The 26,259-nt window shown below is 74.2% G+C and carries 17 protein-coding genes and 1 pseudogene; 11 read left to right on the top strand and 7 right to left on the bottom strand.

The window, feature by feature from the left end; translation table 11 throughout:
- Positions 1-63: 63 nt before the first annotated feature.
- Positions 64-2,343 (bottom strand): FdhF/YdeP family oxidoreductase, encoded by a 2,280-nt coding sequence (locus ABZ836_RS19600; protein ID WP_356130960.1) that lies wholly within the window; start codon positions 2,341-2,343, stop codon positions 64-66.
- Positions 2,344-2,647: 304 nt separating this feature from the next.
- Between ABZ836_RS19600 and polA the strand changes: the two genes are divergently transcribed.
- Complete coding sequence (gene polA / locus ABZ836_RS19595; RefSeq protein ID WP_361143791.1) at positions 2,648-5,377, top strand: DNA polymerase I; 2,730 nt, start codon at positions 2,648-2,650, stop codon at positions 5,375-5,377.
- 923 nt (positions 5,378-6,300) lie between these two features.
- Here polA and ABZ836_RS19590 read toward each other — a convergent pair.
- Positions 6,301-7,188, bottom strand: coding sequence for a DUF4184 family protein (locus tag ABZ836_RS19590; RefSeq protein WP_361143788.1), 888 nt, complete (start codon positions 7,186-7,188; stop codon positions 6,301-6,303).
- 425 nt (positions 7,189-7,613) lie between these two features.
- Between ABZ836_RS19590 and ABZ836_RS19585 the strand changes: the two genes are divergently transcribed.
- Entirely contained in the window at positions 7,614-9,311 is a 1,698-nt protein-coding gene (locus ABZ836_RS19585; protein ID WP_361143785.1) for a lytic transglycosylase domain-containing protein, read from the top strand.
- A gap of 78 nt (positions 9,312-9,389) precedes the next feature.
- Here ABZ836_RS19585 and ABZ836_RS19580 read toward each other — a convergent pair whose 3' ends face one another.
- Both ABZ836_RS19580 and ABZ836_RS19575 read right to left on the bottom strand, forming a co-directional pair.
- Positions 9,390-12,035: an ATP-dependent helicase C-terminal domain-containing protein gene (locus ABZ836_RS19580; RefSeq protein WP_361143782.1), complete on the bottom strand. Its 2,646-nt coding sequence runs from the start codon at positions 12,033-12,035 to the stop codon at positions 9,390-9,392.
- A gap of 132 nt (positions 12,036-12,167) precedes the next feature.
- Positions 12,168-13,148 carry a class I SAM-dependent methyltransferase gene (locus tag ABZ836_RS19575; RefSeq protein ID WP_361143779.1) on the bottom strand — a complete coding sequence of 327 codons (981 nt, stop codon included), beginning with the start codon at positions 13,146-13,148 and terminating at the stop codon, positions 12,168-12,170.
- Positions 13,149-13,472: 324 nt separating this feature from the next.
- On the opposite strand from ABZ836_RS19575, the gene rpsA reads away from it, so the two are divergent.
- From rpsA to ABZ836_RS19550, 5 genes are all read left to right on the top strand, one after another.
- Positions 13,473-14,963: a 30S ribosomal protein S1 gene (rpsA, locus tag ABZ836_RS19570; protein ID WP_356130970.1), complete on the top strand. Its 1,491-nt coding sequence runs from the start codon at positions 13,473-13,475 to the stop codon at positions 14,961-14,963.
- Between the two features lie 324 nt (positions 14,964-15,287).
- On the top strand, positions 15,288-16,904 hold the full coding sequence (locus tag ABZ836_RS19565) for an FAD-dependent oxidoreductase (protein WP_356130972.1): 1,617 nt from the start codon (positions 15,288-15,290) through the stop codon (positions 16,902-16,904).
- Positions 16,905-17,017: 113 nt separating this feature from the next.
- Positions 17,018-17,959, top strand: coding sequence for a PAC2 family protein (locus ABZ836_RS19560; RefSeq protein WP_361143776.1), 942 nt, complete (start codon positions 17,018-17,020; stop codon positions 17,957-17,959).
- A 130-nt stretch (positions 17,960-18,089) separates the two neighbouring features.
- Positions 18,090-18,695 (top strand): dephospho-CoA kinase, encoded by a 606-nt coding sequence (gene coaE / locus ABZ836_RS19555; RefSeq protein WP_356130975.1) that lies wholly within the window; start codon positions 18,090-18,092, stop codon positions 18,693-18,695.
- Between the two features lie 68 nt (positions 18,696-18,763).
- Complete coding sequence (locus ABZ836_RS19550; RefSeq protein ID WP_356130977.1) at positions 18,764-19,177, top strand: tetratricopeptide repeat protein; 414 nt, start codon at positions 18,764-18,766, stop codon at positions 19,175-19,177.
- A 15-nt stretch (positions 19,178-19,192) separates the two neighbouring features.
- Here the strand turns inward: ABZ836_RS19550 and ABZ836_RS19545 are convergent, their stop codons facing one another.
- Both ABZ836_RS19545 and ABZ836_RS19540 read right to left on the bottom strand, forming a co-directional pair.
- A complete protein-coding gene (locus tag ABZ836_RS19545; protein ID WP_356130979.1) occupies positions 19,193-19,450 on the bottom strand; it encodes a DUF6343 family protein in 258 nt (85 codons plus the stop codon).
- Between the two features lie 40 nt (positions 19,451-19,490).
- Positions 19,491-19,892: pseudogene (locus ABZ836_RS19540) on the bottom strand (RNA-binding S4 domain-containing protein); the annotation flags it as partial.
- Positions 19,893-20,039: 147 nt separating this feature from the next.
- On the opposite strand from ABZ836_RS19540, the gene ABZ836_RS19535 reads away from it, so the two are divergent.
- Complete coding sequence (locus ABZ836_RS19535) at positions 20,040-21,566, top strand: YfcC family protein (RefSeq protein ID WP_361143773.1); 1,527 nt, start codon at positions 20,040-20,042, stop codon at positions 21,564-21,566.
- A gap of 77 nt (positions 21,567-21,643) precedes the next feature.
- Complete coding sequence (locus ABZ836_RS19530; protein ID WP_361143770.1) at positions 21,644-22,351, top strand: uracil-DNA glycosylase; 708 nt, start codon at positions 21,644-21,646, stop codon at positions 22,349-22,351.
- 66 nt (positions 22,352-22,417) lie between these two features.
- On the opposite strand, the gene ABZ836_RS19525 is transcribed toward ABZ836_RS19530, so the two are convergent.
- Complete coding sequence (locus ABZ836_RS19525) at positions 22,418-23,314, bottom strand: GNAT family N-acetyltransferase (RefSeq protein ID WP_361143767.1); 897 nt, start codon at positions 23,312-23,314, stop codon at positions 22,418-22,420.
- Positions 23,315-23,550: 236 nt separating this feature from the next.
- On the opposite strand from ABZ836_RS19525, the gene ABZ836_RS19520 reads away from it, so the two are divergent.
- Both ABZ836_RS19520 and ABZ836_RS19515 read left to right on the top strand, forming a co-directional pair.
- Entirely contained in the window at positions 23,551-25,419 is a 1,869-nt protein-coding gene (locus ABZ836_RS19520; protein WP_361143765.1) for an FUSC family protein, read from the top strand.
- A 142-nt stretch (positions 25,420-25,561) separates the two neighbouring features.
- Entirely contained in the window at positions 25,562-26,248 is a 687-nt protein-coding gene (locus tag ABZ836_RS19515) for a DUF899 domain-containing protein (protein WP_356130988.1), read from the top strand.
- The last annotated feature ends 11 nt before the right edge of the window (positions 26,249-26,259 follow it).

Below are 26,259 nucleotides of genomic sequence, written 5' to 3'. Positions count from 1 at the left end.
GGTGCTGCCGTCCGTGACGGCTGCGCTGACCACGATGCCTCTGTCTGTCGACTGAGCAAACGCTCAGTCGGTCGCGGATTGTTCCAGACGGATCACCACCGACTTGCTGGCCGGGGTGTTGCTGACGTCCGCGGTCGAATCCAGCGGAACCAGGACATTGGTCTCGGGATAGTAGGCGGCGGCGCAGCGCCGGGCCGTGGGGTAGTGGACGACGCGGAAGCCGGGGGCGCGGCGTTCGGTGCCGTCCGTCCACTCGGAGACCAGGTCGACGTAGGAGCCGTCGGCGACGCCGAGCCCGGCGGCGTCCTCGGGATGGACCAGGACGACGCGGCGTCCGCCGTGGATGCCGCGGTAACGGTCGTCGAGGCCGTAGACGGTGGTGTTGTACTGGTCGTGGGAGCGGAGGGTCTGCAGCAGCAGGCGGCCCTCGGGGATCGTCGGGTACTCGACCGGCGCCGCGGTGAAGTTGGCCTTGCCGGTGGCGGTGGGGAAGCGGCGTTCGTCGCGGGGCGCGTGCGGCAGGGTGAAGCCGCCGGGCCGCGCCACGCGGGCGTTGAAGTCCTCGAAGCCGGGCACGACGCGGGCGATGCGGTCGCGGACGGCGGCGTAGTCCTTCTCGAACTCCTCCCAGGGGGTGGTGCTCGCCTCGCCGAGGACGCGTCGGGCGAGGCGGCAGACGATGGCCGGCTCGGAGAGCAGATGGGGGCTCGCGGGTGCCAGGCGGCCGCGGGAGGCGTGCACCATGCCCATGGAGTCCTCGACGGTGACGAACTGTTCGCCGCTCGCCTGCAGGTCGCGCTCGGTCCGGCCGAGGGTGGGGAGGATCAGGGCCCGGGCGCCGGTGACGGCGTGCGAGCGGTTCAGCTTGGTGGAGACGTGGACGGTGAGGCGGGCGCGCCTCATGGCGTCCTCGGTGACGTCGGTGTCGGGGGAGGCGGCGACGAAGTTGCCGCCCATGGCGAAGAACACCTTGGCCGTGCCGTCGCGCAGGGCGCGGATGGCGTTGACCACGTCGAGGCCGTGGTGGCGGGGCGGGGCGAAGCCGAACTCGCGTTCCAGGGCGTCGAGGAAGGCGGGGGCGGGGCGCTCGAAGATGCCCATCGTGCGGTCGCCCTGGACGTTGGAGTGACCGCGGACGGGGCAGACGCCGGCTCCGGGGCGGCCGATGTTCCCGCGCAGCAGCAGGAAGTTGACCACCTCGCGGATGGTGGGGACGGAGTGCTTGTGCTGGGTGAGGCCCATGGCCCAGCAGACGATGGTGCGCCGGGAGGCCAGCACCATGTCGAGCGTCTTCCGGATCTCCTCGCGGGTGAGACCGGTGGCGGCGAGGGTCTCCTCCCAGTCGGCGTCCCGCGCGGCCCGGGCGAACTCCTCGTAGCCGTGGGTGTGTTCGCGGACGAACTCCTCGTCGACGGCGCCCTCGGTCTCCAGGATCAGCTTGTTGAGGAGGCGGAAGAGGGCCTGGTCGCCGCCGATGCGGATCTGGAGGAAGAGGTCGGTGAGGGCCGTGCCCGTGGTGAGGCCCTTGGGGGTCTGCGGGTTCTTGAACCGTTCGAGCCCCGCCTCGGGCAGCGGGTTGACGCTGATGACGCGGGCGCCGGCTGCCTTGGCCTTCTCCAGGGCGGTGAGCATCCGGGGGTGGTTGGTGCCCGGGTTCTGGCCGGCCACGATGATCAGGTCGGCCTGGTACAGGTCGTCGAGGAGGACGCTGCCCTTGCCGATGCCGATGGTCTCCGTCAGGGCGGACCCCGACGACTCGTGGCACATGTTGGAGCAGTCGGGCAGGTTGTTGGTGCCGAGTTCGCGGGCGAGGAGCTGGTAGAGGAAGGCGGCCTCGTTGCTGGTGCGGCCCGAGGTGTAGAAGACGGCCTGGTCGGGGGAGTCGAGGGCGTGGATCTCCTCCGCGACGATGTCGAAGGCCTCGTCCCAGCCGACGGGCTCGTAGTGGGTGGCCCCCTCGGCGAGGTACATCGGCTGTGTGAGGCGGCCCTGCTGGCCGAGCCAGTAGCCGCTGCGGCCGGCCAGGTCGGCCACCGGGTGCGCGGCGAAGAACTCGGCCGTGACCCGGCGGAGGGTGGCCTCCTCCGCCACGGCCTTGGCGCCGTTCTCGCAGAACTCCGCGGTGTGCCGCTTGTCGCCCTCGGGCCAGGCGCAGCCGGGGCAGTCGAAGCCGTCCTTCTGGTTGACGCGGAGCAGCGTGAGGGCGGTCCTGCGGACTCCCATCTGCTGCTGGGCGACGCGCAGGGTGTGGCCGAGCGCCGGCAGGCCGGCCGCCGCGTGCCGTGGCTCGGTGACGCGGGGGGAGTCCTGCGCGGGGTCGGCGGCGGGGGGCTTGCTCGCCATGGCGCTCACCTTCTTCTGCACCGGGGGTGCGGCTGTCGGTTCGGCTGTCGGTTCGGCCGTCGTGCGGGATGCCGCACGGCGTGCGTCGGTGATCGTGGGGGGTGATCGTTCGTCGTTCGTCCAAGATCCTTGCACGGGGGCGCCGGGGTGCGGGAGGGCTGTGGAGAAGCCTGCTCGGGACCTGTGGACAACTTCCGCGAACCCGCTCCGGGCATCACCGCCAGGAGTGACGGGGGAGGGTGCGGAGCGAAGGCCGCCTGTGGGTGGGCGCGGGCTGTCCGTGGGGCGTGGCAGGATCGAGGGCGTGGTGGATACAGCATCGAAGAAGACCGACACGAACCCCGGCGAGCGTCCGCGGCTGATGCTCATGGACGGGCACTCGCTCGCGTACCGCGCGTTCTTCGCGCTGCCCGCGGAGAACTTCACGACGGCGCAGGGACAGCCGACCAACGCGATCTACGGCTTCGCATCGATGCTGGCGAACACGCTGCGTGACGAGGCGCCAACGCACTTCGCGGTCGCGTTCGACGTCTCCCGCAACACGTGGCGTGCCCAGGAGTTCACCGAGTACAAGGCGAACCGGGCGAAGACGCCGGACGAGTTCCGGGGCCAGGTGGAGCTGATCGGCGAGCTGCTGGACGCGATGAGCGTGCCCCGGTTCGCGGTGGACGGCTTCGAGGCCGACGACATCATCGCCACCCTGGCGACCCAGGCCGAGGCGGAGGGCTTCGAGGTCCTGATCGTCACCGGGGACCGCGACTCCTTCCAGCTGGTGTCCGAGCACACGACCGTGCTCTACCCGACCAAGGGCGTCTCGGAGCTGACCCGGTTCACCCCGGAGAAGGTGTTCGAGAAGTACGGGCTGACCCCGGCGCAGTACCCGGACTTCGCCGCGCTGCGCGGCGACCCGTCGGACAACCTGCCGGGCATCCCGGGCGTGGGCGAGAAGACGGCCGCGAAGTGGATCAACCAGTTCGGTTCGTTCGCCGAGCTGGTGGAGCGCGCCGACGAGGTCAAGGGCAAGGCCGGGCAGAACTTCCGCGACCACCTGGAGTCGGTGAAGCTGAACCGCCGGCTGACCGAGATGGTCAAGGACGTCGAGCTGCCGGCGGGCGTGCCCGCGCTGGAGCGGGCCCCCTACGACCGCAAGGCGGTCGCGATGATCCTGGACACGCTGGAGATCCGGAACCCCTCGCTGCGGGAGCGGCTGTTCGGCGTGGACCCGGGCGCCGAGGTGGACGAGGGCCCCTCGCCCGCCGCCCAGAGCGGCGTCGAGCTGGACGGCTCGGTGCTGTCCACCGGCGAGCTGGGCCCCTGGCTGGCCGAGCACGGGCAGGACGGCCCGCTGGCCGTGACCACGGTCGGCGCGTGGGCGCTGGGCGCCGGTTCGGTGGCCGAGGTGGCGCTGGCCGCGGCCGGCGGCAAGGCCGCCTGGTTCGACCCGTCGCAGCTCGACGAGGCGGACGAGACGGCGTGGGCGGCTTGGCTGTCCGACGACTCGCGGTCCAAGGTGTTCCACAACGTGAAGACCGCGATGCGGCTCTTCGGCGAGCACGGCTGGACGGTCGCGGGCGTCACCATGGACACGGCGCTGGCCGCCTACCTGGTCAAGCCGGGCCGCCGGTCCTTCGACCTGGACGCGCTGTCCCTGGAGTACCTCGGCCGTGAGCTGGCCCCGGCCGCGGCGGCCGGCGGGCAGCTCGCGTTCGGCGCGGACGACGACGCGGAGGCGGAGGCGCTGATGGTCCAGGCCCTCGCCGTGCTCGACCTGGCCGAGGCCTTCGAGGGCCGTCTGGTCGAGGTCGGCGCCGCCGAGCTGCTGCGCGACATGGAGCTGCCGACGTCCGCGCTGCTGGCGCGGATGGAGCGGCACGGCATCGCCGCCGACCGGGAACACCTGCGGAACATGGAGCAGATGTTCGCGGGCGCCGTCCAGCAGGCCGTGCAGGAGGCGCACGCGGCGGCGGGCCACGAGTTCAACCTCGGGTCCCCCAAGCAGCTCCAGGAGGTCCTCTTCGGCGAGCTGGGCCTGCCCAGGACCAAGAAGACCAAGACGGGCTACACGACCGACGCGGACGCGCTGGCCTGGCTGGCCGCGCAGACCGAGAACGAACTCCCGGTCATCATGCTGCGCCACCGCGAGCAGGCGAAGCTGCGGACGACCGTGGAGGGCCTGATCAAGACGATCTCCACGGACGGCCGGATCCACACCACCTTCAACCAGACGGTCGCGGCCACCGGCCGCCTGTCGTCCACGGACCCGAACCTGCAGAACATCCCGGTCCGCACGGACGAGGGCCGGGCCATCCGGCGCGGCTTCGTGGTCGGCGAGGGCTACGAGTCGCTGATGACGGCGGACTACAGCCAGATCGAGCTGCGGGTGATGGCCCACCTGTCGGAGGACGAGGGCCTCATCGAGGCGTTCACCTCCGGCGAGGACCTGCACACCACGGTGGCCTCCCAGGTGTTCTCGGTGGAGCGGTCGCAGGTCGACCCCGAGATGCGGCGCAAGATCAAGGCGATGTCGTACGGCCTGGCCTACGGTCTGTCCGCGTTCGGGCTGTCGCAGCAGCTGAACATCGAGGCCGGCGAGGCGCGGGCGCTGATGGACACGTACTTCGAGCGGTTCGGCGGGGTGCGGGACTACCTGCGGCGGGTGGTCGACGAGGCCCGGGCGACCGGGTACACGGAGACGATCCTCGGACGCCGGCGCTACCTGCCGGACCTGAACAGCGACAACCGGCAGCGACGGGAGGCGGCCGAGCGGATGGCGCTCAACGCGCCGATCCAGGGCACGGCCGCGGACATCGTGAAGATCGCGATGCTGAAGGTGGACGCGGCGCTGCGGGAGGCGGAGCTCGGGTCGCGGATACTGCTCCAGGTCCACGACGAAATCGTGCTGGAGATCGCGCCCGGTGAGCGGGACGCGGTGGAGGAAGTGGTGCGGCGGGAGATGGCGGGGGCGGTCACGCTGCGGGCCCCCCTGGACGTCTCCGTCGGCGTCGGCCCCGACTGGGAGTCCGCGGCGCACTGAGCCCCCGCGGCACCACCGCCGGGGGGCCACCGGCCCACCTCCCGGGCGACCGGGGCGGAACGGTTCCCCCTGCGGGGGCTCACGGGGCTCACGCGGCCCGGGGGCTTGCGAGGCCCTTGGGGCCGTGCGAGGCCCGAGCGTTCCGCCGGGGCGCGGCCTCCAGGGCTTCTGGGGCTTCTGGGGTGTCCGGGGACCTGCCGACCTGCCGCCTCCAGGGTGTCCGGCGTCTCTTGCGCCTCGGCGGTTGCGCGCGAGCGCGTGTGGAGGTTCCCCCGGCCGCCGGGCTTGCAGTACACCCGCCCCGGCGTGCCGGGGCCGGGACTCCAGGGTCCCGCGGGCGGGCCGCCCCGTGGGCTCCGCCGGGCCTCGCAGGCGGAGCCGTCGGCCTTCTGGGTGTGCCGACCTCCTGCGGGCGAGCGTGCCGCTGGGCGGTACGGGCGGGCGCAGCCGGCGCGTACGCAGGTCGCGGTCGGCCCCCGCAGGGGCCGAGAGCCCGCCGGCGTCTCCTCGTGGGCGCGTCCCGCAGGCATACCCCCCCGCAGGCGTCCCCCCCCCGCAGGCGTACTGCCTCGTGCGTGTCACTCGGGCGGACCTGGTGGGGGCGACGCGGAGCAGGGCCGGGGCGAGGATGCGGGGCATGGATATACGCATGCTCGGCCGGCCTCCGGTGGGAGCGGAAGCGGTCATATCCGCGCTGCGCCCGCCGGTGCGTCCCGTCGCCCCCGCCGCGAGCACGGTCCGTCGTCGTCCCGGCTGGACGGCGGGGATGTGCCGGCAGGCCCGCGACCTCTGGGAGGCGGTGGCCGGACGTCAGCCCGTGGTCGTCCTGTCCCTGGCGGTGGGTCCCGCCCAGACGGCCGCCCGCCGCACCTGGGGTCTGGTGGTCCGTCTGGTCCGCCCGGGCGCCTCCCGACGGATCGCGGTCACCGTCGTGCCCCTGTCCGGCTTTCCCTCGCCTCCGGCACCGCCGGCGCCCCGGCCGCCGCACGCCGGTCCCGGGACGGGCGCCGCAGCACCCTGACGCCGGCCCCGTACAGCAGCAGTCCCACGGCGAGACCCGCGCCCGCTCCGAAGCAGAGCGTGGGGATGATCTCCCAGGGCCGTGCCACGGCCCCCCAGTGGGCCCACCACCGCATCACCCGCGCCGTCGCCGCGACCGCCGCGCACACCGCCAGCAGCGACCAGGCCGCCCACCGGTCCGGCCGCGTCAGCGCCGGCAGGCCGTGCCCGGCGCCCGAGCCGTCGCCGCCGTCGGCCCGCCGCAGCGCGCGTGCCAGGAACCAGACGATGACCACCGCGGCGACCGCCGACCCGCCGTACTGCATGTACCAGTACAGCGGCGACCCGGCGATCTCCTCGCCCAGCGCCGGGAACACCCGCATGCCCCACTGGTCCAGGTGCGTGAAGGCGTCCCACACCACGTGGGTGAGCGCCCCCAGGACCGCCGACAGGTACCAGGCCCCGGCCAGGGCCGGCCGCGGCCGAGCCCGGCGCGCGCCGCAGCGGGTCAGCGTCGCCGCCCGTCCGCGGATCCGCCGTGGCAGCAGCGCCACCAGCGGCTCGCGCAGCAGCAGCCACGCGCCGACCAGGAGCCAGGCGATCGCCACGTCGACCGTGAGCACCCCGGCGAACGAGTGGGTGACGTCGCCGAAGACCATCGCCTCGGGCAGCGCGCTCGCCGCGTAGTACGTCATGTCCGGCGCGAGCGACCCGGCGACCAGCACCGCGGGCACCAGCACGGCGGCACGGCCGGTGCCGTCGCCGCGGATCGCGGGCAGGACGGCGACGGCGTGGCTGATGGTGAACGGCAAGACGGCTCCCGATCCCGAACGATCCCGAACGAACCGAACGATCCGAACGGCCCCGAAGGGCACGGCACCGCGCGACCGGGCGGAGCCCCGCGGCCGTACGTGCGGCACACCCCGCCCCGTGGTGAGGAGGGACGCCCGCGACCGCCCGCCGGTTCCCCGCCGTACCGGGTTCGCCGTACCGGGTCCGCCGTATCGGGTTCGCCGTACCGGTTGGCCGAACCGGTTCCCCACCCCGCTCCCGTCCGAATTCCGTGCGGGAAGCCGGTCCGATCTCATCGCCAACCACCTGAAATCGGGCACGAACGGGTAGGCGCGCGACGCAAGTTGTCGTAGGGTCACCTGATCGCGGTATCGCGGTATCGAAACTCTGTCCGCGAAGCGGAACGAGGGACCAGCAGTCGGTCGTCCAGGGAGGGGAAGGCTCGATGGCGGCGCATATCGGCAGGCACCTGCGCAGGGGAGCGGCGACCACCGCGGTGGCCGCGGTCGCGGTCGCGGCACTGACCGCGTCGCAGGCGCCGGGAGTGGCCGAGAGACCGCGGTCGGAGACGGGCGACTCGCAGCCGATGCCCGACGCGGTGCAGCCCCCGGGCGACGACTCGTACTACACGGACCTGCCGGAGCTGAAGTCGCCCGCCCCCGCGGGCAAGGGCGGTTCCGCCGAGGCGGGCATTCCCGCGACCGTCCTCGACGCCTACAAGAAGGCGGAGGCGACCCTCCGCGAGGCCAAGCCCGGCTGCAACCTGCCGTGGCAACTCCTCGCCGCCATCGGCAAGGTGGAGTCGGGTCATGCCTGGGGCGGCCAGGTGAACAGCGAGGGCGTCACCACCAAGACCATCCGCGGCCCGGAGCTCAACGGCAAGGGCTTCGCGCACATCAGCGACACAGACAACGGCGCCTTCGACGGCGACACGACCTACGACCGCGCCGTCGGCCCCATGCAGTTCATCCCGTCGACCTGGGCCTGGGCCGGCCAGGACGGCAACGGGGACGGGGACAAGGACCCCAACAACATCTACGACGCCACCCTGGCCGCCGGGCACTACCTGTGCCGCTACAACTGGGACCTCTCCGACGCGCAGGACCTCGAGCGGGCCGTCCTCAGCTACAACAACTCCCGCGAGTACCTGAACACGGTGCTGCGCTGGCTGGACTTCTACCGCAAGGGCACCCACGAGATCCCCGACGGCACGGGCACCCTGCCGGTCAACCGCAACAAGCCCGGTCTCATCACCCCCAACTCGCCGTCGGCGCCGCCCTTCACGCCGCCGGCCGGCGGCGGCAACGCGGGGGGCGGCGGCTCCACGGCACCCGGCGGCGGTGGAGGCGGCGGGGGTTCCACCACGCCTCCGTCGACCCAGGAGCCGTCCCCGGAGCCCACTCCGCCGGGCGAGGCGACGCCCACCGACTCCGTGCGCCACCTGAGGCACGCCACGGCCGCCTCGCTCAGCACGACGGCCGGAACGACGTTCGACGAGGAGATCGCGGCCCGGGCGGAGACCGCCGCGGGCGTCGGCGTGGGCAAGGTGCGGATCCGCTTCACCATCGTCGGCGACACCGACACGGTCTTCGCGGGCGGCGAGAGCGTCGCCACCGTGCAGACCGACAGCCGCGGCGTCGCCACCGCGCCCGCGCTCGTGGCGGGGGAGAAGGCCGGGACGTTCTCGGTCCGGGCCACCCTCGCCGGCCGCGACCTGACGGCCGTCGTGTGGAACGCCATGGTGACCGTGCGCACCGCGGACGAGGTCCGTCTGGTGGGGAGCGAGCCGCTGGTGTGCGCCGTCGGCGAGCAGTTCGACGAGGCGATCACGCTCACCGCCACCCGCGACGGAGGACCCGCCGCCAAGGTCGGCGCCACCGTCACCCTGATCAAGGCGGAGGCCGACCTCGACCCGAACGACAAGGGGCCCTACTTCAAGGACCCCGAGGGCGAGCCGCTCCGGAAGATCCAGGTGACCGCCGGCGACGACGGCGTGCTGGAACTGCCGCCGCTGTTCGCCGGCGACACCGCCGGGACCTACCTGCTGCTGGTGACGACACCGGGCGGCGGCAAGGAGATCGTGGAGCTGACCGTGGAGGCCGCTGCGAGCGGTTCCACCGGCGAGGTCGCCGGCACCGCCTGATCAGGCGACGAGCGAAGAACCGGCGCCAGGGCCGGGGCCCCTCCAAGGGGCCCCGGCCCTCGCGGTTCGGCGGCAGCCTCAGCCGCCGTCGCGGCCGCCCTCGCGCCGCAGCCGGGCGTTGGTGTGCCGGGTGGGCGGCGCGGTGGAGGGATCCTCCGGCCACGGGTGCTTGGGGTAGCGTCCGCGCAGTTCCGCCCGCACCCCGCGGTAGCCGTCCCGCCAGAACGAGGCGAGGTCGGCGGTGACGGCGGCGGGCCGCCCGGCCGGGGACAGCAGGTGGACGAGCACCGGCACGCCCGCCACGGTGGGGGACACGGCCGACCCGAACATCTCCTGGAGCTTGACCGCCAGCACCGGCTGCCGCGGATCGCCGTAGTCGACCCGGATCCGCGACCCGGACGGCACCTCCAGCCGCTCCGGCGCCAGTTCGTCCAGCCGCGCGGCCTCGCCCGTCGCCCACGGCAGCAGCCGGGAGAGCGCCTGCCCCGCGTCGATCCGTCCCAGGTCGGCCCGGCGCCGGGCCCGCCCCAGCTCGGGCTCCAGCCACTCGTCCGCCCGCTCCAGCAGCGCCTCGTCGGACACGTCGGGCCAAGGGCCGCCCAGGTGACCGCGCAGGAACGCCAGCCGCTGCCGCAGCACCCGGGCGTCCTCGGTCCAGCGGAGCAGCCCGAGGCCCTCCGCGCGCAGGCCGTCGAGCAGCGCCGCGCGGATCCTCGCCGGGGCGGCGTCCCGCAGCGGCCGGACCGTCAGCTCGACCGCGCCCAGCCGTTCCACCCGGCGAGCCACCACGTCGCCGCCCGCCCAGCGGACCTCCTCGCCCTCCGCGTGCAGCGGGGCGGCCGCCTGCCGGGCGGTCTCCTCGTCGACCACCGCGGCCAGCCGGATCCGGGCGTGCCCCTGCCCCGCCGGCCGGTCGGCCACCGCCACGGCCAGCCAGGCCCCGGCCCGCAGCGGCGAACCCTCCGGCACCTGGGCCCGCGTGCCGCCGGCCATCAGGCAGGAACCGCCCTCCACCCGCCCCACCCGTTCCGGGAAGGCCAACGCGGCCACCACGCCGGCCGCCCGGTCGCCGAAGGCGCCGTCGGCGCGGACCGGCGACCCGTTCCCCGCCCCGTTCGCCGCCCCGGCGACCCCAGCCTGCCCGGAGCCCCCGAAGCCCTCGAAACCCTCCGCGTTCCTGGCGTTCCTGGCGTTCCCGGCGTCCCCGGAGCCCTTGGCGTCCCCGGCCAGGGACCGCAGCCGACGGGCCTCGGCGCGCCACCGCGAGGCATAGGCGTCACCGCCCGCGCGAGCCGTCCGCCAGGCGGCGGCGAGATCGTCGCCGTAGGAGCGCGGCACCTCCTCACCGAGGAGCGCGACCACCTCGGCGGCCGTACCCGCGCCGACCAGCGGCGCCGCGTCGAGCAGCGCACGGCCCAGCCGCGGATGCAGCCCCAGCCGGGCCAGACGCACGCCGCGGCCGGTGGCCCTGCCGTCCTCGCCGACCGCGCCGACCGCGGTCAGCACCGACCGGGCGGCGGCCATCGCCCCGGCGGGCGGCGCGTCCAGCAGGGCCAGGCCCGAGGCGTCCGGGTCGCCCCAGCAGGCGGTCTGCAGGGCGAACGCGGTGAGGTCGGCGACCTGGATCTCCGGAGCCGGGAAGGCCGGCAGCCGGACGTCCTCCGCCTCGCTCCAGCAGCGGTAGACGGCGCCCGGGGCCTCACGCCCCGCCCGGCCCGCGCGCTGCCGCCCGGCGGCCCGCGAGGCGCGCACGGTGGTCAGCGAACCGAGCCCGCGGGCATGGTCGACGCGGGGCTCGCGGGCCAGCCCGGAGTCCACCACCACGCGGACGCCCGGAACGGTGAGGGAGGACTCGGCCACCGAGGTGGCCAGCACCACCCGGCGGCGGCCGGCCGGAGTCAGCACGGCGTCCTGGACGGCGGCGGGAGCGCGGCCGTGCACCTGGAGGACGTCCACCCCGCCGGCGGGCAGGTCGCCGAGGGCCCCCGCGACGCGGGCGATCTCCCCGACGCCGGGCAGGAAGCACAGGACGTCGCCCTCCCGCTCCGCCAGCGCGCGGCGCACCACGGAGGCGACGTGGGAGAGCAGCGCCGGATCGACGCGGGTGCCGTGCGGCGGGCGCACCGGACGCGGCGGGGGAGCCCACACCGTCTCCACGGGGTGCGCCGTGCCGTGCGCCCCCACCACGGGCGCGTCGCCGAGCAGCCTCGCCCAGCCCTCCGTGTCGGTGGTGGCCGAGGCGGCGACCAGCCGCAGTTCGGGGCGGAGGGTCTCCCGCACGTCCAGCAGGAAGGCCGCCGAGGTGTCGGCGTCCAGGTGGCGCTCGTGGCACTCGTCCAGGACGACGGTGTCCACGCCGGTCAGCTCCTGGTCCCGCTGCAGGCGCTGGAGGAGCACGCCGGTGGTGACCACCTCGACACGGGTGCGGGCGGAGACGGCGCGGTCGCCGCGGACCGTGTAGCCCACCGTGCCGCCCACCTCCTCGCCGAGCAGCCAGGCCATCCGCCGGGCCGCGGCGCGGGCCGCGATCCGGCGCGGCTCGGCGACCACCACCCGGCCGCCCGCCGAGCCGTCGTCGGTCAGGCCGGCGAGGGCGAGGGGGACCAGGGTGGTCTTGCCCGTGCCGGGCGGCGCGGACAGGACGGCCGCGCCGTGGCCGGCGAGCGCCTCCTCCAGCCGGGGCAGGGCGGAACGGACGGGCAGATCCCGGGCGGCATCACGCATCACGCATCACCCGCCCAGTCTCCCAGCGGGCCCGGACGGGCCACGGGCCGGTGCCGTGACCCGTGATCCGTGACCTGTGGCGCGTGATCCGTGGGCCGGTGCCGTGCCGGTGCCGCAGGTCGGTCCCGCGGGTCAGTCCCGGTCGCAGACGAAGATCGCCGTGCCCGGGATCAGACCGCCCCGCAGCGGCGACCAGCCGCCCCACTCGGCGTCGTTCCACACCGGCCACTCCGGCTCGACCAGGTCGGTGAGCCGGAACCCGGCGCCCACCACGTCGCGCACGCGGTCGCCGACGGTCCGGTGGTGCTCCACGTAGACGGCGTGGCCCCGCTCGTCCTGTTCGACGTAGGGCGTCCGGTCGAAGTAGGAGGAGGCCACGCTCAGCCCCTCCGGGCCGGGCTCGTCGGGGAACGCCCACCGGATGGGGTGGGTCACCGAGAAGACGAACCGCCCGCCGGGCCGCAGCACCCGGCGCACCTCGTGCAGGACCCGGCCCGGGTCGGCGACGAAGGGGAGCGCGCCGTAGGCGGAGCAGGCCAGGTCGAAGGAGCCGTCGGCGAAGGGGAGGACGGAGGCGTCCGCCTCGACCAGGGGGAAAGGGGCCCCGATCCGCAGGGCGTGCTGGAGCTGGCGGTGCGAGAGGTCGAGGGCGACCGGCCGGGCTCCCTGCGCCGCCAGCCACCGGGAGCACTGCGCGGCGCCGGCGCCGATCTCCAGCACGTCACGGCCCTCGAGCGCGCCGGCCGGGCCGAGGAGGCGCGCGTCCTCCTCGTCCAGGCCCTCGGGGCCCCAGACGAAGCGGTCGTCACCGAGGAAGTCGCCGTGCTCGGTCTGGTACTCGTCGGCGTTGCGGTCCCACCAGCCGCGGTTCGCCCGGGAGCTCTCCGCGTCGGAGGCCTCGCGGCGGGTGGCCTCCGCGTCGTCCGCCCCGTCCGCCGCGTCGACCCCGGCGGCCCCGGCCGTCCCGGCGGGCCCCCGGCCCCCGTCCGCCGCGAGCGTCAGGGCCGGATCCGTGGCCGCGTGAAAACCGTTGGACTCTTGGATGACCGGCTCCTCACCGCTAATCTTCGGACCGTCCGCGTGTCGTCCGCACCGGCTCCAGGAGTCCTTCACAGACGCCTGCCGACGAGTGCCGCGTGTTCACGGCGACGACCTCGCACGACGGAATTTCTGCCGGGATTGTGGCATTTCGCCCGTGCTGCGCGCTTCGCGCATTGACCCTGCCCGGCAGCCCCCGTATGCTACAAGTTGCGCTGCGGGCCTGCGCACCTCAGACGTAGCAGGTCGCGCTCGCATCTGTTGTATGTCCCCTCGGTTGTCGAGGCGCCCCTTGGAAAAGTGGCGCTTCCTTGGCTGTCCGGCTTCATCAGAGCGAAACGGGCTCCCGGCGTAAGCAGTACCTACGACTTCAATGTCCGTACCGGAGCCCTTTCCCACATGACGAGCAGCACCGAGACCACCGCCACCACGCCGCAGGTAGCGGTCAACGACATCGGTAACGAGGAAGCCTTCCTCGCCGCGATCGACGAGACGATCAAGTACTTCAACGACGGCGACATCGTCGACGGCGTCATCGTGAAGGTCGACCGGGACGAGGTCCTGCTCGACATCGGTTACAAGACCGAAGGTGTCATCCCGAGCCGCGAGCTCTCGATCAAGCACGACGTCGACCCCAACGAGGTCGTGGCCGTCGGCGACGAGATCGAGGCCCTGGTCCTCCAGAAGGAGGACAAGGAAGGCCGCCTGATCCTCTCGAAGAAGCGCGCCCAGTACGAGCGTGCCTGGGGCACCATCGAGAAGATCAAGGAAGAGGACGGGATCGTCACCGGTACCGTCATCGAGGTCGTCAAGGGTGGTCTCATCCTCGACATCGGTCTCCGTGGCTTCCTCCCGGCCTCCCTGGTCGAGATGCGCCGCGTCCGCGACCTCCAGCCCTACGTGGGCAAGGAGCTCGAGGCCAAGATCATCGAGCTGGACAAGAACCGCAACAACGTGGTCCTGTCCCGCCGTGCCTGGCTCGAGCAGACCCAGTCCGAGGTCCGCCAGACCTTCCTCACGACCCTCCAGAAGGGTCAGGTCCGCTCCGGCGTGGTCTCCTCGATCGTCAACTTCGGTGCCTTTGTGGACCTGGGTGGCGTCGACGGTCTGGTCCACGTCTCCGAGCTCTCCTGGAAGCACATCGACCACCCGTCCGAGGTTGTCGAGGTCGGCCAGGAAGTCACCGTCGAGGTCCTCGACGTCGACATGGACCGCGAGCGTGTCTCCCTGTCGCTGAAGGCGACGCAGGAGGACCCGTGGCAGCAGTTCGCCCGGACCCACCAGATCGGTCAGGTCGTCCCGGGTAAGGTCACCAAGCTGGTTCCGTTCGGTGCGTTCGTCCGCGTGGACGAGGGCATCGAGGGCCTGGTCCACATCTCCGAGCTGGCCGAGCGCCACGTGGAGATCCCGGAGCAGGTCGTCCAGGTCAACGACGAGATCTTCGTCAAGGTCATCGACATCGACCTCGAGCGTCGCCGCATCAGCCTCTCGCTGAAGCAGGCCAACGAGGCCTTCGGTGCCGACCCGTCGGCGGTCGAGTTCGACCCGACCCTGTACGGCATGGCCGCGTCCTACGACGACCAGGGCAACTACATCTACCCCGAGGGCTTCGACCCCGAGACCAACGACTGGCTCGAGGGCTACGAGAAGCAGCGCGAGGAGTGGGAGCGCCAGTACGCCGAGGCGCAGACCCGCTTCGAGCAGCACCAGGCCCAGGTCATCAAGTCCCGCGAGGCGGACGAGAAGGCCGCGGCCGAGGGTGGCGAGGCCGCTCCGGCCCCGACCGGTGGCGGTTCGTACTCCTCCGAGGGCGGCGACACCTCCGGTGCGCTGGCTTCGGACGAGGCGCTGGCCGCGCTGCGCGAGAAGCTGGCCGGCGGCCAGAGCTGAACGCGTTCCGCGTGAACTGACGCGAGCCTGAGGAAGGCCCCGTCCACCCCCTCCCGGGGTGGGCGGGGCCTTTCCGCGTGCGGGTCACGTGCGGCCGCGTGGGCCGCACGCACACCGCGCGCACCGGCCCCGCCGCGAGCGGGCCGCGAGCGGGCAGCGTCCGGCGAAAAAGCGCAGGCGAGCGCGCCCCCGGCCCCACCCCGCACGGCCGTGCGGGAAACGTAACCGCGGGAAACCGGCGAGACATGTCCATGACTGACGAGGCGTAACGTGCCGCTGTGAGGATCCGAGTCGATCAAGATCGTCGACGAGAGGGGATCCCCCGTGACACAGACGCAGCCGGGCTCGGGCACCAGCCGCCGCAGCTTCCTCCAGGCCGTGGGGATCAGCGGAGGGGCCGGCGCGATGCTCGCCACCATGGGCGCCCTCGGGCTGGCTCCCACCGCGGCCTACGCCGCCGAGAAGGAGGCCCCGTTCCGGCCGCCGTCCAAGGGCGACTTCACCCTGCAGGGCCGTTCCGGGAAGCCCGCCAGAATCGTGATCATCGGGGCCGGCATCGCCGGCCTGACCGCCGCCTACGAGCTCGGCAAGGCCGGATACGACTGCGTGGTCCTGGAGGCCCGCGACGAGGTCGGCGGCCGCAACCTGACGGTCCGCGGCGGGGACACCCTCACCGACGTCAACGGCGTCCGCCAGACCGCCCGGTTCAGCGAGGGCCAGTACATGAACGCCGGCCCCGGCCGCCTGGCGCAGTGGATGAACACCCTCGACTACTGCCGCGAACTCGGCGTGGAGATCGAGGTCTTCGCCAACAGCAACGCCGGTGCCCTGATCTACAACGAGCGCTCCGGGATGAAGGCCCCCGTCCAGTACCGCACCGCCAAGGCCGACGTCTACGGGTACGTCTCCGAGCTCCTCGCCAAGGCCACCAACGCCGGCGCCCTGGACGCGGAGCTCACCGCCGACGACAAGGAACGGCTGCTGACCTTCCTGCGCGGCTACGGGTCGCTCGGCGCCGACCTCACCTACACGGGCACCGAGCGCCGCGGCATGAGCATCGACCCCGGGGCCTCCGGCACCCCCGGCGAGGTCCTCGGCGGCGTGCCCTCGCTCTCCGAGGTGTTCTCCTCCAACGTCGGCCGGTACTTCTCCTTCGAGCTCGGCTACGACCAGGCCATGCTGATGTTCCAGCCGGTCGGCGGCATGGACGCGATACCCAGGGCGTTCGCCCGGGCCGTCGGCCACGACAGGATCCGCACCGGCGCCCCCGTCACCGGCATGCGGAACACCTCGGAGGGCGTCGAGGTCACCTACACGAGGAACGGCCGGCCGCACGTCCTGAAGGCCGACTACTGCATCGCCACCCTCGCTCCCTGGATCCTCGCCCGCACCCCCCACAACCTGGGGCAGTCCGTCCAGACCGCGCTCCAGGCGGTGCGGGCGTCCTCCGCCGGCAAGATCGGACTGGAGTACCGCAGCCGATGGTGGGAGAAGGACTTCAAGATCTTCGGCGGCATCACCGAGACCGATCTCGACCTCAGCCACATCTGGTACCCGTCCCACGGACACCTCGGCCGGCGCGGCCTGATCATCGGCTACTACAACACCGGCGCCAACGCCGACGCCTACTCGGCGCTCACCCCGGCCCAGCGCACCGAGCGGGCCGTCGCCCAGGGCGTGAAGATCCATGGCGACAAGTACCGCACCGAGCTCGCGGCCGCCTTCTCCCACCAGTGGAAGCTGGTCCCCCACCTCGAGGGCGCCTGGCACTCGATGTCCGGCGGCCCCGACGCCCCCGCCTTCGCGCCGCTGAACCAGGCGCAGGGCAACGTCTACTTCGCCGGCGACCACCTCAGCCACCTCGACGCCTGGCAGCACGGCGCCATCTCCTCGGCCCGCAAGGTCGTCACCGAACTGCACCGGCGGGTGCTGGCCGGCTGACGGCGGAGTCCGCCGCGGGCCGCGCCCCCTGACGGGTCCTCGGTCCGGGGGCGCGGGAATGAGCGCGCCCCCGGACACGTTCTGTCATCAGGAAAGACAGGAGGACCGCCACAGTGCTTGATCCGCAGGGTTTGTACGCATGGGAGCCGAACGGTCTGGCCGTCGCCGAGACGGCGCTGGCGCAGGAGTCGGCCGGCCTGGTCATGCTCTACCACTTCGACGGATACATCGACGCGGGCGACACCGGCGACCAGGTCGTCGACCGCCTGCTCGACACACTGCCCCACCAGGTCGTCGCCCGGTTCGACCACGACCGCCTCGTGGACTACCGGGCACGTCGTCCCCTGCTGACCTTCCAGCGGGACCACTGGTCGGCCTACGACGAGCCCAAACTGGAGCTCCGGCTCCTCCAGGACTCCACCGGCGCCCCGTTCCTGCTGCTGTCCGGTCCCGAGCCGGACGTCGAGTGGGAGCGCTTCGCGGCCGCCGTGCGGGAGATCGTGGAGCGCCTCCGGGTGCGGCTCAGCGTCAACTTCCACGGCATCCCCATGGGCGTCCCGCACACCCGCCCGGTCGGCCTCACCCCGCACGGCAGCCGCGCCGACCTGGTGCCCGCGCCGCGCAGCCCGTTCGAGGAGGCGCAGGTGCCCGGCAGCGCCGCCGCCCTGGTCGAGTACCGGCTGACCCAGGCCGGGCACGACACCCTCGGCGTCGCCGCGCACGTCCCGCACTACCTGGCCCGCTCCCGCTACCCCGACGCCGCGCTCACCGTCCTGGAGGCGGTCACCTCCGCCACCGGCCTGGTGCTGCCGGCCGTCACGCACTCGCTGCGCACCGACGCCCAGCGCACCCAGAGCGAGATCGAACGGCAGATCCGGGAGGGGGACGAGGAACTGGTCGCCCTGGTCCAGGGCCTGGAGCACCAGTACGACGCGGCGGCCGGCGCGGAGACCCGCGGCAACCTGCTCGCCGACCCGGCCGACCTGCCGTCCGCCGAGGAACTCGGGCGGGAGTTCGAGCGCTTCCTGGCCGAACGGGAGGGCGGCGAGGGCTGACCCCCGCTGTTCCCGCCCGGGCCGCCGCCGCACCCCCCTCCCTCGGGCCGCCGGGCCCGCGGCGGCGGACGCGGCGCCGGGCGGGGTGGCCCCCGTCGGGGCGGCCGGGGCCGCGCACTAGGCTGCGGCCATGCTGACTGTGGGGCTGACCGGCGGAATCGGCGCCGGCAAGAGCGAGGTGTCCCGGCTGCTCGTGGAGCACGGGGCGGTGCTGATCGACGCGGACCGCATCGCACGGGAGGTCGTGGACCCCGGCACGCCGGGGCTCGCCGCCGTGGTGGAGGCGTTCGGGCCCGAGGTGCTGGCCGAGGACGGCAGCCTGGACCGGCCGAAGCTGGGCGCGATCGTCTTCGCCGACCCGGAGAAGCGGGCGGTGCTCAACGCGATCGTGCACCCGCTGGTGGGGGAGCGCAGCCGCGCCCTGGAGGCCGCCGCCCCGGCCGACGCCGTGGTGGTCCACGACGTGCCGCTGCTCACCGAGAACGGGCTGGCGCCCCTCTACGACCTGGTGGTGGTGGTCGACGCGAGCCCCGGAACCCAGCTGGACCGGCTCACGCGGCTGCGCGGTATGAGCGAGGAGGACGCCCGGGCCCGGATGGCCGCGCAGGCCACCCGCGAGGAGCGGCTGAAGATCGCGGACGTCGTCATCGACAACGACGTGCCGCTGGAGCAGCTCAGGCGGCGCGTGGCCGAGGTGTGGGAGGAACTCGCCCGCCGCGCCCGCCCGGCGGAATAGCGCCACGCGCCGGCGCGTTGAAGCGGTCCGCCGAGGGAAGGCTGCTCACCGAGAGAAGGAGGGCAGACGTGCCCGACACCAGTGGCGCGTCCGGGAGGACCCCGGAGACGCACGTCATCGACTTCCGAGCCGCCGAGCAGTTGCTCGCGGCGCGGGACCCGAGGGGCGCGGTGAAACTGCTCGACGCGGTGATCGCCGCCCACCCGGAGAACACGGCCGCGCGGCTGCTGCGGGCCCGGGCGTTCTTCGCCGCGGCGCAGCTCAGGCCGGCCGAGCTGGAGTTCACCGTCGTGCTGGAGCGCGAACCGGACAACGCCTACGCGCACTTCGCGCTGGGGCGGACCTACGAGCGGCAGGGACGCCACGACCAGGCGCGGCGGCACTTCCGGCTGGCGGCCGCGCTGGACCCGCGTCCGGACTTCGTGAGCGCCGCCCGCTTCGACCCGCCGGCCGACGGGCCGGGCGACGGCCCGGCCGACTGACCCGCCGGACAGGCCCTAGTCGGGATAGTGGTACGGCGGGACGTCCGGGCCCGGCTGGTAGTGGGGGCCCTGGCGGAGGTGTCGGATCACCATCGCCAGGTCGGCCAGGACCACCACGAGAGCCGCCCCGCAGATCAGCGCCCAGCCGGGGTGCCCGCCGAGCGCGAAGAGCACCACGCCGGCCACCGAGGCGACCAGGCCCCACAGGCTGAGCCACAACCGCAGCCGCAGCGCGCTGCGGGCGTGCACCGGCTCGTCTCCCGAACGGCGCATCCTCCGCACCACCCTCCCGGACGGGCTGTCGCGACGGACGTCAGGCCCGCGGCTCGGCGGCCGCGGCGGCCCGGCGGGAGGCCTCCAGGCCGCGCAGCCGGTCCATCTCACGTCGGTCCCGCTTGGTGGGCCGGCCCGCCCCGCGGTCGCGGATCCCGGCCGGCGCGACCGCCTCGCGCGGCGGGGGCGGCGGGCTGTTGTCCACGTAGCACTCGACGGCGGCGGGCGCGCCGACCCGCTTGCGGATCAGCTGCTTGGCCACGACGACCCGTTCCCGGCCCTCGTGCCGCACCCGGACCTCGTCGCCGGTCCTCAGCGCGTGGGCGGGCTTGACCCGCTCCCCGTTCACCCGGACATGACCGCCCCGGCAGGCCGCGGCCGCCAGCGAGCGGGTCTTGACCAGCCGCACGGACCAGATCCAGACGTCCACCCGAACGCTCTCACTCATGCGGTCGACTCTACTGCGCGGGCCCGGCCCACGGGGCGGCCGGAAGCCCCGCCGCTGAACGGACCATCCCGGAGTGCGTCCGGCGCCGCCCGGTTCCAGGCTGGGTGGGCGCGAGCGACGCCAGAGGGGAGCAGCCGGCCCATGAGCAGTGCCGTACCGCCGTCGCGGGCGGACGCCGAGCAGCGGCCCCGGCGCAGGTTCGTGTTCCCCAGCGCGCTCACCGTGCTGGCGCTCGTCACCGTGGCGGTCTGGCTGCTGGCCTTCGTCGTCCCGGCCGGCGTCTACGACCGCGACGAGGACGGCGCGCCGGTGCAGGGCACCTACCACCGGGTCGACTCCGGGCTGAGCTTCCTCGAGCGGCTGAACGACCTGTTCCTGGCCCCGGTGAACGGCCTGTACGGCGTCCGGGACGAGAACGGGACGGTCGGCCCGGACCTGGCGGGCGAGCTGTACGGCGCGGCCGGCGTCTTCCTGTACGTCCTGGCCATCGGCGCGTTCATCACCATGGTGTTCGCGACCGGCGCCCTCGACCGCGGCATCGAGCGGCTGGCCCACCGGCTGCGGAACCGCAGTGCGCTGCTGGTCGTGGCGATCATGCTGGTCTTCGCGGTGCTCGGCACGGTGTCCGGGTTCGCCGAGGAGACCCTCGGGTTCTACGGGCTGGTCGTGCCGCTGATGCTGGCGCTGGGCTACGACCGGATGACCGCGCTCGGGGTGACCGTCCTCGGCGCGGGCGTCGGCGTGCTGACGTCCACGGTGAACCCGTTCGCCACCGGGGTGGCGTCCTCGGCCGCCGGGATCTCCCTCGGCGACGGGATCGTGCTGCGCTTCGTGATGTGGCTGACGCTCACCGCCGTGACCGTCGGGCACGTCCTGCTCTACGCCCGCCGGGTGCGGAGGAACCCGGAGCGGTCGCTCTCCGGGTTCCTGCCCGGGGACCGGGAACCGGCCGCCGAGGCCCGGCGGGAGGTGCCGCCGCTGGGGGGCACGGAGCGGGCGGTGCTGGCCACCATGGTGCTGGTCTTCGCGTTCATGATCTTCGCGGTGGTTCCCTGGTCCGCCGCGCTCACCGGCGACGCCGACGCCGAGCCCTACGGCTTCGAGCTGGGCTGGTACTTCCCGCAGCTCGCCGCGATGTTCCTGGTGGCGGCGGTGCTGGTGGGGGTGATCGCCCGGATGGGCGAGCGGAAGGTCAGCGACACCGTGGTGCGGGGCGCGGCGGACTTCATCGCCCCCGCGCTGGTGGTGGTGCTGGCCCGCGGGGTCACCGTGATCATGAACAACGCGCGGATCACCGACACCGTGCTGCACGGCGTCGAGGGGGTGGTGCAGGGCACCTCGTCGGGGATCTTCGCCATCCTGGTGTTCGTGGTGAACCTGCCGCTGGCCTTCCTGATCCCGTCCACCTCGGGGCACGCGACGCTGGCGATGCCGATCATCGCCCCGCTGGCCGACTTCGCGGGCGTCTCCCGGGCGGTGGCCGTCACCGCGTGGCAGGCGTCCAGCGGGATCATGAACCTCTGGGTGCCGACCAGCGCGGTCGTCATGGGCGGCTGCGCCTTGGCCAAGGTGGGCTACAACCGCTACATCCGGTTCGTGCTGCCGCTGCTGGGCCTGCTGTTCATCCTCGTCTGCCTGTTCCTGGCGCTGGGCGCGGCGATCACCTGACGGGCTCCGCGTGAGGGGCGCGGCCTGACAGTCCCGGCCGGACAGTTCCGGCCGGACAGGCCCTAGGCTGGGACCGTATGGATCACGACCTCGACCTGCTGGACCGGCGGATCAGCGAGTGCCGGGCCTGCCCGCGGCTGGTCGCCTGGCGGGAGGAGGTCGCCCGCGTCAAGCGTGCGGCCTTCGCCGACCAGGAGTACTGGGGGCGGCCGGTCCCCGGTTTCGGGCCGCCGGACGCGCGGCTCGCGGTGATCGGCCTGGCCCCCGCCGCGCACGGCGGCAACCGTACCGGCCGGATGTTCACCGGCGACCGCTCCGGCGACGTGCTCTACGCCGCGCTGCACGAGGTGGGGCTCGCCTCCCAGCCGGTCTCCACGCACCTGGGCGACGGCCTGGAACTGTACGGCGTGCGGGTGACCGCGCCCGTGCACTGCGCGCCGCCGGAGAACCGGCCCACCCCGCTGGAACGCGACACCTGCCGGACCTGGCTGGTGCGGGAACTCTCGCTGCTGCGCCCCACCCTGCGGGCGGTGGTGGTCCTCGGCGCCTTCGGCTGGCAGGCCGCGCTGCCGGCCCTGGCGGAGGCGGGCTGGACGGTCCCGCGCCCCCGCCCCGCGTTCGCCCACGGGACGCGGGTCCGCCTGGAGCCCGCCGAGCCCGGACGGACCCCGCTGACCCTCCTCGGCTGCTTCCACGTCAGCCAGCGCAACGTCTTCACCGGAAAGCTGACGCCCGCGATGCTCCGCGAGGTCCTCACCGAGGCCGCCGAGGCCGCGGGGCTGTAGCTGTGGGCGCCGCCGCCACGGGGCGGCCCGGCCCGGCGGTCCGCCGCGCCGTTCGCCGAGGCCGTGTCACCCCACCACGGCGGCCGAGGGAGCGGACGGACCCGGTGTCCCCGGCCGGTGCCCGGGACTCCAGGCGTACCGCACGTCCGGCTCGCGTTCCTCGTTGCCGGAGCCGTCCGTCCGCTCCCGCGCCACGAACCCGTGCCGTTCGTAGAACCGCGCGGCGGGCCCGTTGACCTGGAAGGCCCACAGGAACAGCCCGCCGGGCCGCCGCTCCTTCGCCAGCGCCACGAACCGGTCGCCCAGGCCTCGGCCCCGCCAGTCGGGGTGGAGGTAGAGCTGGGACAGCTCCTCGTCCCCGAGGACCATCAGGCCGACCGTCTCCCCGCCGGACTCCGCGACCCAGGTCTCCCGCGACGGCACCACCACCTCCCGGAACCACTCCCGGACCTCGTCGTCGCCGTGCGCCCGGCTCACGGTCGGCAGCGCCGCGTCGTAGGAGCGCAGGTACACCTCGGCGGCGGGCCCGGCGTCGGCGGCGACGGCCCGCCGGAGCACCACCTCCGGCACCACCGCCGTCGCGGTGATCTCCACCAGCTGCCCCGCGTACCCGAGGCAGGCGACCCCGAGCAGGGTCGACGAGTGCGGTCCGGCCGCCAGCCCGGAGGCGGTCACGACCTCCCAGACCCGCCCCAGCACGGCCGGGTCGTCGCTCACCACGTACACCTCCGTCCGCACCACGTGCGCGGGCCCGCTGCCCACCGCGGCCAGCTGCCGCCGCAGGTTGGCGACGGTCTGCTCCGCCTGCCGCACCGGGTCCGCCTCCCCGACGAGCCTCCCCGCGGCGTCCAGCGGCACCGTCCCCGCGAGGAAGGCGAGCCGGGTCCCGGCCTCCACCACGGACACGTGGGAGTAGGAGGGCGGGGGGCAGAGCCCCGGGGCGGTCACGACGCGTTCGATCATGCGGTCTCCAGAGGTCTCAGGTCCGCTCCGGCGTACAGGCGCGGAGCACGACCGATCATGGGGGGCCGCCGGACCCGGCCGCATCCGGTTTCCGCCGCACCGCTCGCCCGCGGAGGGGCACGTCACCTGCCCGCAACACCGCTGTCCTCACGGGTTCGCGTGGCCTCGGTACGGTGAGTTCCGTCCCGTTCGGCCGCCGCTGCCCGAAGACCCCACCGCACCTGACGGGAGTCTCCGTGTCCGCACGCCCCCGCCGCCCCTCCCTTCCTCCGTGGCTCGCGCACGCGCTGTCGGCCCGGAGGGAACCCGTGCCGTGGGGCGCCGTGGCCCGGGGAGCCTGCGCGGCGGGCCCGCTGCTCGCCGCCGCGCTGCTCGCCGACCGGCCGCCCGCCGGGATCGCGGCGGCGCTGGGAGCCATGTTCGCGACGATCAACGACCGGCCCGGAGGCCGCCGGGCGTCCGTGCACCGGCTGGGCACGCCCGCGGTGGCCGGAGCGGCCGGGCTGGCGGCCGGCACCCTCGCGGGGGACGGCGCGGGACCGGTCGTGCTGCCCCTGCTCCTGGCGCTGCTCGGACTGGTGGCCGGCGCGGTCAGCGCGGCCGGACCGGTGGCCTCCGCGGCCGGGACCCAGTTCCTGGTGCTGTGCGCGGTCGGTGCCGGCGCCCCGCTGCCCGCACCCGCCGGCGAACGGGCCCTGTGCTTCCTGATCGGCGCGGGCTGGCTGCTGGCGCTGCGGTCGGTGTTCCGTCCGTCCGGGCTGCGCGCCGCCACCCGCGACCGGCGGGCCGCGGCGGCCGAGCGCGCCGCCGTCGCCGCGGTGTACGAGGCGATCGCCACCCTGCTGGAGGCTGCCGGGACCGAGCGGGCCACCGCCCGCCGGACCGCGCTGACCGCCGCGCTGGACCAGGCGCAGGACGCCCTCGGCGGTCCCCGCCTGCGGAGCAGGGCCAGCTCCGCCGCCGAGCGGCGCCTGCACGCCGGCTACGACGCCGCCCTGCCGCTCGCCGAGGCCGCCACCGCCCTGGCCTGGGCGGGCGACCCCGTCCCGGCCCGGGCGGCCGGCTCGCTGCGCCGCCTCGCCGCCGCCGTGCGGGACGGCGGTCACCCCGGAGCACTGCCCGCGCCCGAACGCGCCACCCCGGCGCTGCGCCGCCTCGACGAGGCCCTGCTCCAGGCCGCGCTCACCTTCGACCGGGGCGTCGACCGGTCCCGGCTGCACACCCGGCGACGCGGCCCGGCCGCCGTCCTCCGCACGGCGCTGGGCGCGGGCGGACGGGAGTACGGCCTGCGGGTCGCCCTCTGCTTCGGCGCCGGTGCGGCCGTCGCGCAGCAACTGCACCACGAGCACTGGTACTGGCTGCCGGCCACCGCGGTGTTCCTGGTCAAGCCCGACCTCGGGCCGCTGGTCTCGCGGGTGCTGTGCCGCGCGGCGGGCACCGTGCTGGGCGCGGCGGTGTTCGCCGCCGCGTCGGCCTGGCTGCCGTCACCCGGCGGCGAGGTGGCGCTGGTGACGGCCGCGGCCGCGCTGATCCCGCTGGCCACCCGGCACTTCGCGGCGCAGACCGCGGTGGTGACGGTGCTGGTCCTCGCCCTGATGGTGGCCGGCGGGGAACCCCCGGCCGCCGCGGCGCGGATCGGCGAGACGCTGCTGGCCTGCGGCATCGTCCTGCTGGTGGGCCACCTGCCGCTTCCGGGAGGGGCCGGCGGACGCGTGCGGGCCCACCTCGCCGAGGCCGCCCGCGCCGCGGAGGCCTACCTCGCCCACGTCCTGGACACGCCCGAGGCGCCCCGGACCGCGGGCCACCGGGCGGAGGGCTGGACCCTGCGCCGGGAGGCCTACCGCATGCTGGCGCAGGCCCGCGCCGCGGCCTCCCTCGCCGCGGCGGAACTGCCGTTGCCGGGACACACCCGCGGCACCGCCGGCGCGGACCGCACGGCGGTGCTGCTGGAGGAACTGGTCGACACCGTCACCGCCTGCGCGGTGGAACTCGACGACACCGGCCGGCTCACCACCCGTCACACCCGCCGGCTCACCCGGCTCCTGGAGGAGCTGAACGCCAGGCACCGGCCGACACCCCGTCCGGCCCTCCTCGGCTCTCCCTGAACGACCCGCCACGGCCCGCCGCGGGAGTGGCGGAAGAGCTGCGGAAGAGTGGCGGAAAAAACCCCGCCGGGCGGCGATGAGTTTTCCGACGGCCCCCGGTCAGCACCTCCGGACACCGTTCGCACCAGTTCCGGGAGGGGCCTTGAGTCTTCCGCCGATCGTCCCGCGGGAGGAATGGCGTGCCGCGCGCGAGGCGCTGCAGGCCGAGGAGGACGCGCTGCGCAGGGCACGGCACGCGCTGAACGCGCGGCGGCGGAACCTGCCGATGGTGGAGGTACCCGGCGACCACGTCTTCGACGGCGGCGACGGCAAGGTCACCCTGCTGGACCTCTTCGAGGGGCGGCACCAGCTGATCGTGCATCACTTCGTGTTCCCGCCCGAGTGGGAGGCGGGATGTCCGGAGAGCGCGGCCTTCCTCGACCAGATAGGACCCCTCACCCACCTGTGGGCACGGAACACCACCTTCGCCGCGGTGTCCCGCGCGCCGTTCCGGCGGATCCTGCCGTTCAAGGCACGGATGGGCTGGGCGGTGCCCTGGTACTCGTCGGCCGGCTGCGCGTTCGACGCGGACCTCGGCGTCACCCTGGTGCGGGACGGCCGCGTGGTCGACCGGCCGGGGCTCAGCTGCTTCCTGCGGGAGCGTGAGCGCGTTTTCCACACCTACTCGACGTTCGAGGACGGCATGGACGGCGTGGGCTCGCTGACCAGCCTGCTCGACCTGACGGCCCTGGGGCGGCAGGAGGAGTGGGAGGAGCCGCGCGGGCGCGCCGACGCGCTGGGCGCGGCGCCCCGGCCGGCGCTGCGGTTCCACGACGAGTACGACTGGTGAGGGACGCCCTC

This window comes from Streptomyces sp. NPDC047130, from assembly GCF_040643475.1.
In the GTDB taxonomy this organism is placed as follows: domain Bacteria; phylum Actinomycetota; class Actinomycetes; order Streptomycetales; family Streptomycetaceae; genus Streptomyces.
The sequence above is the reverse complement of the archived record's forward strand: the minus strand, read 5'-3'. Positions and strand labels throughout refer to the sequence as shown.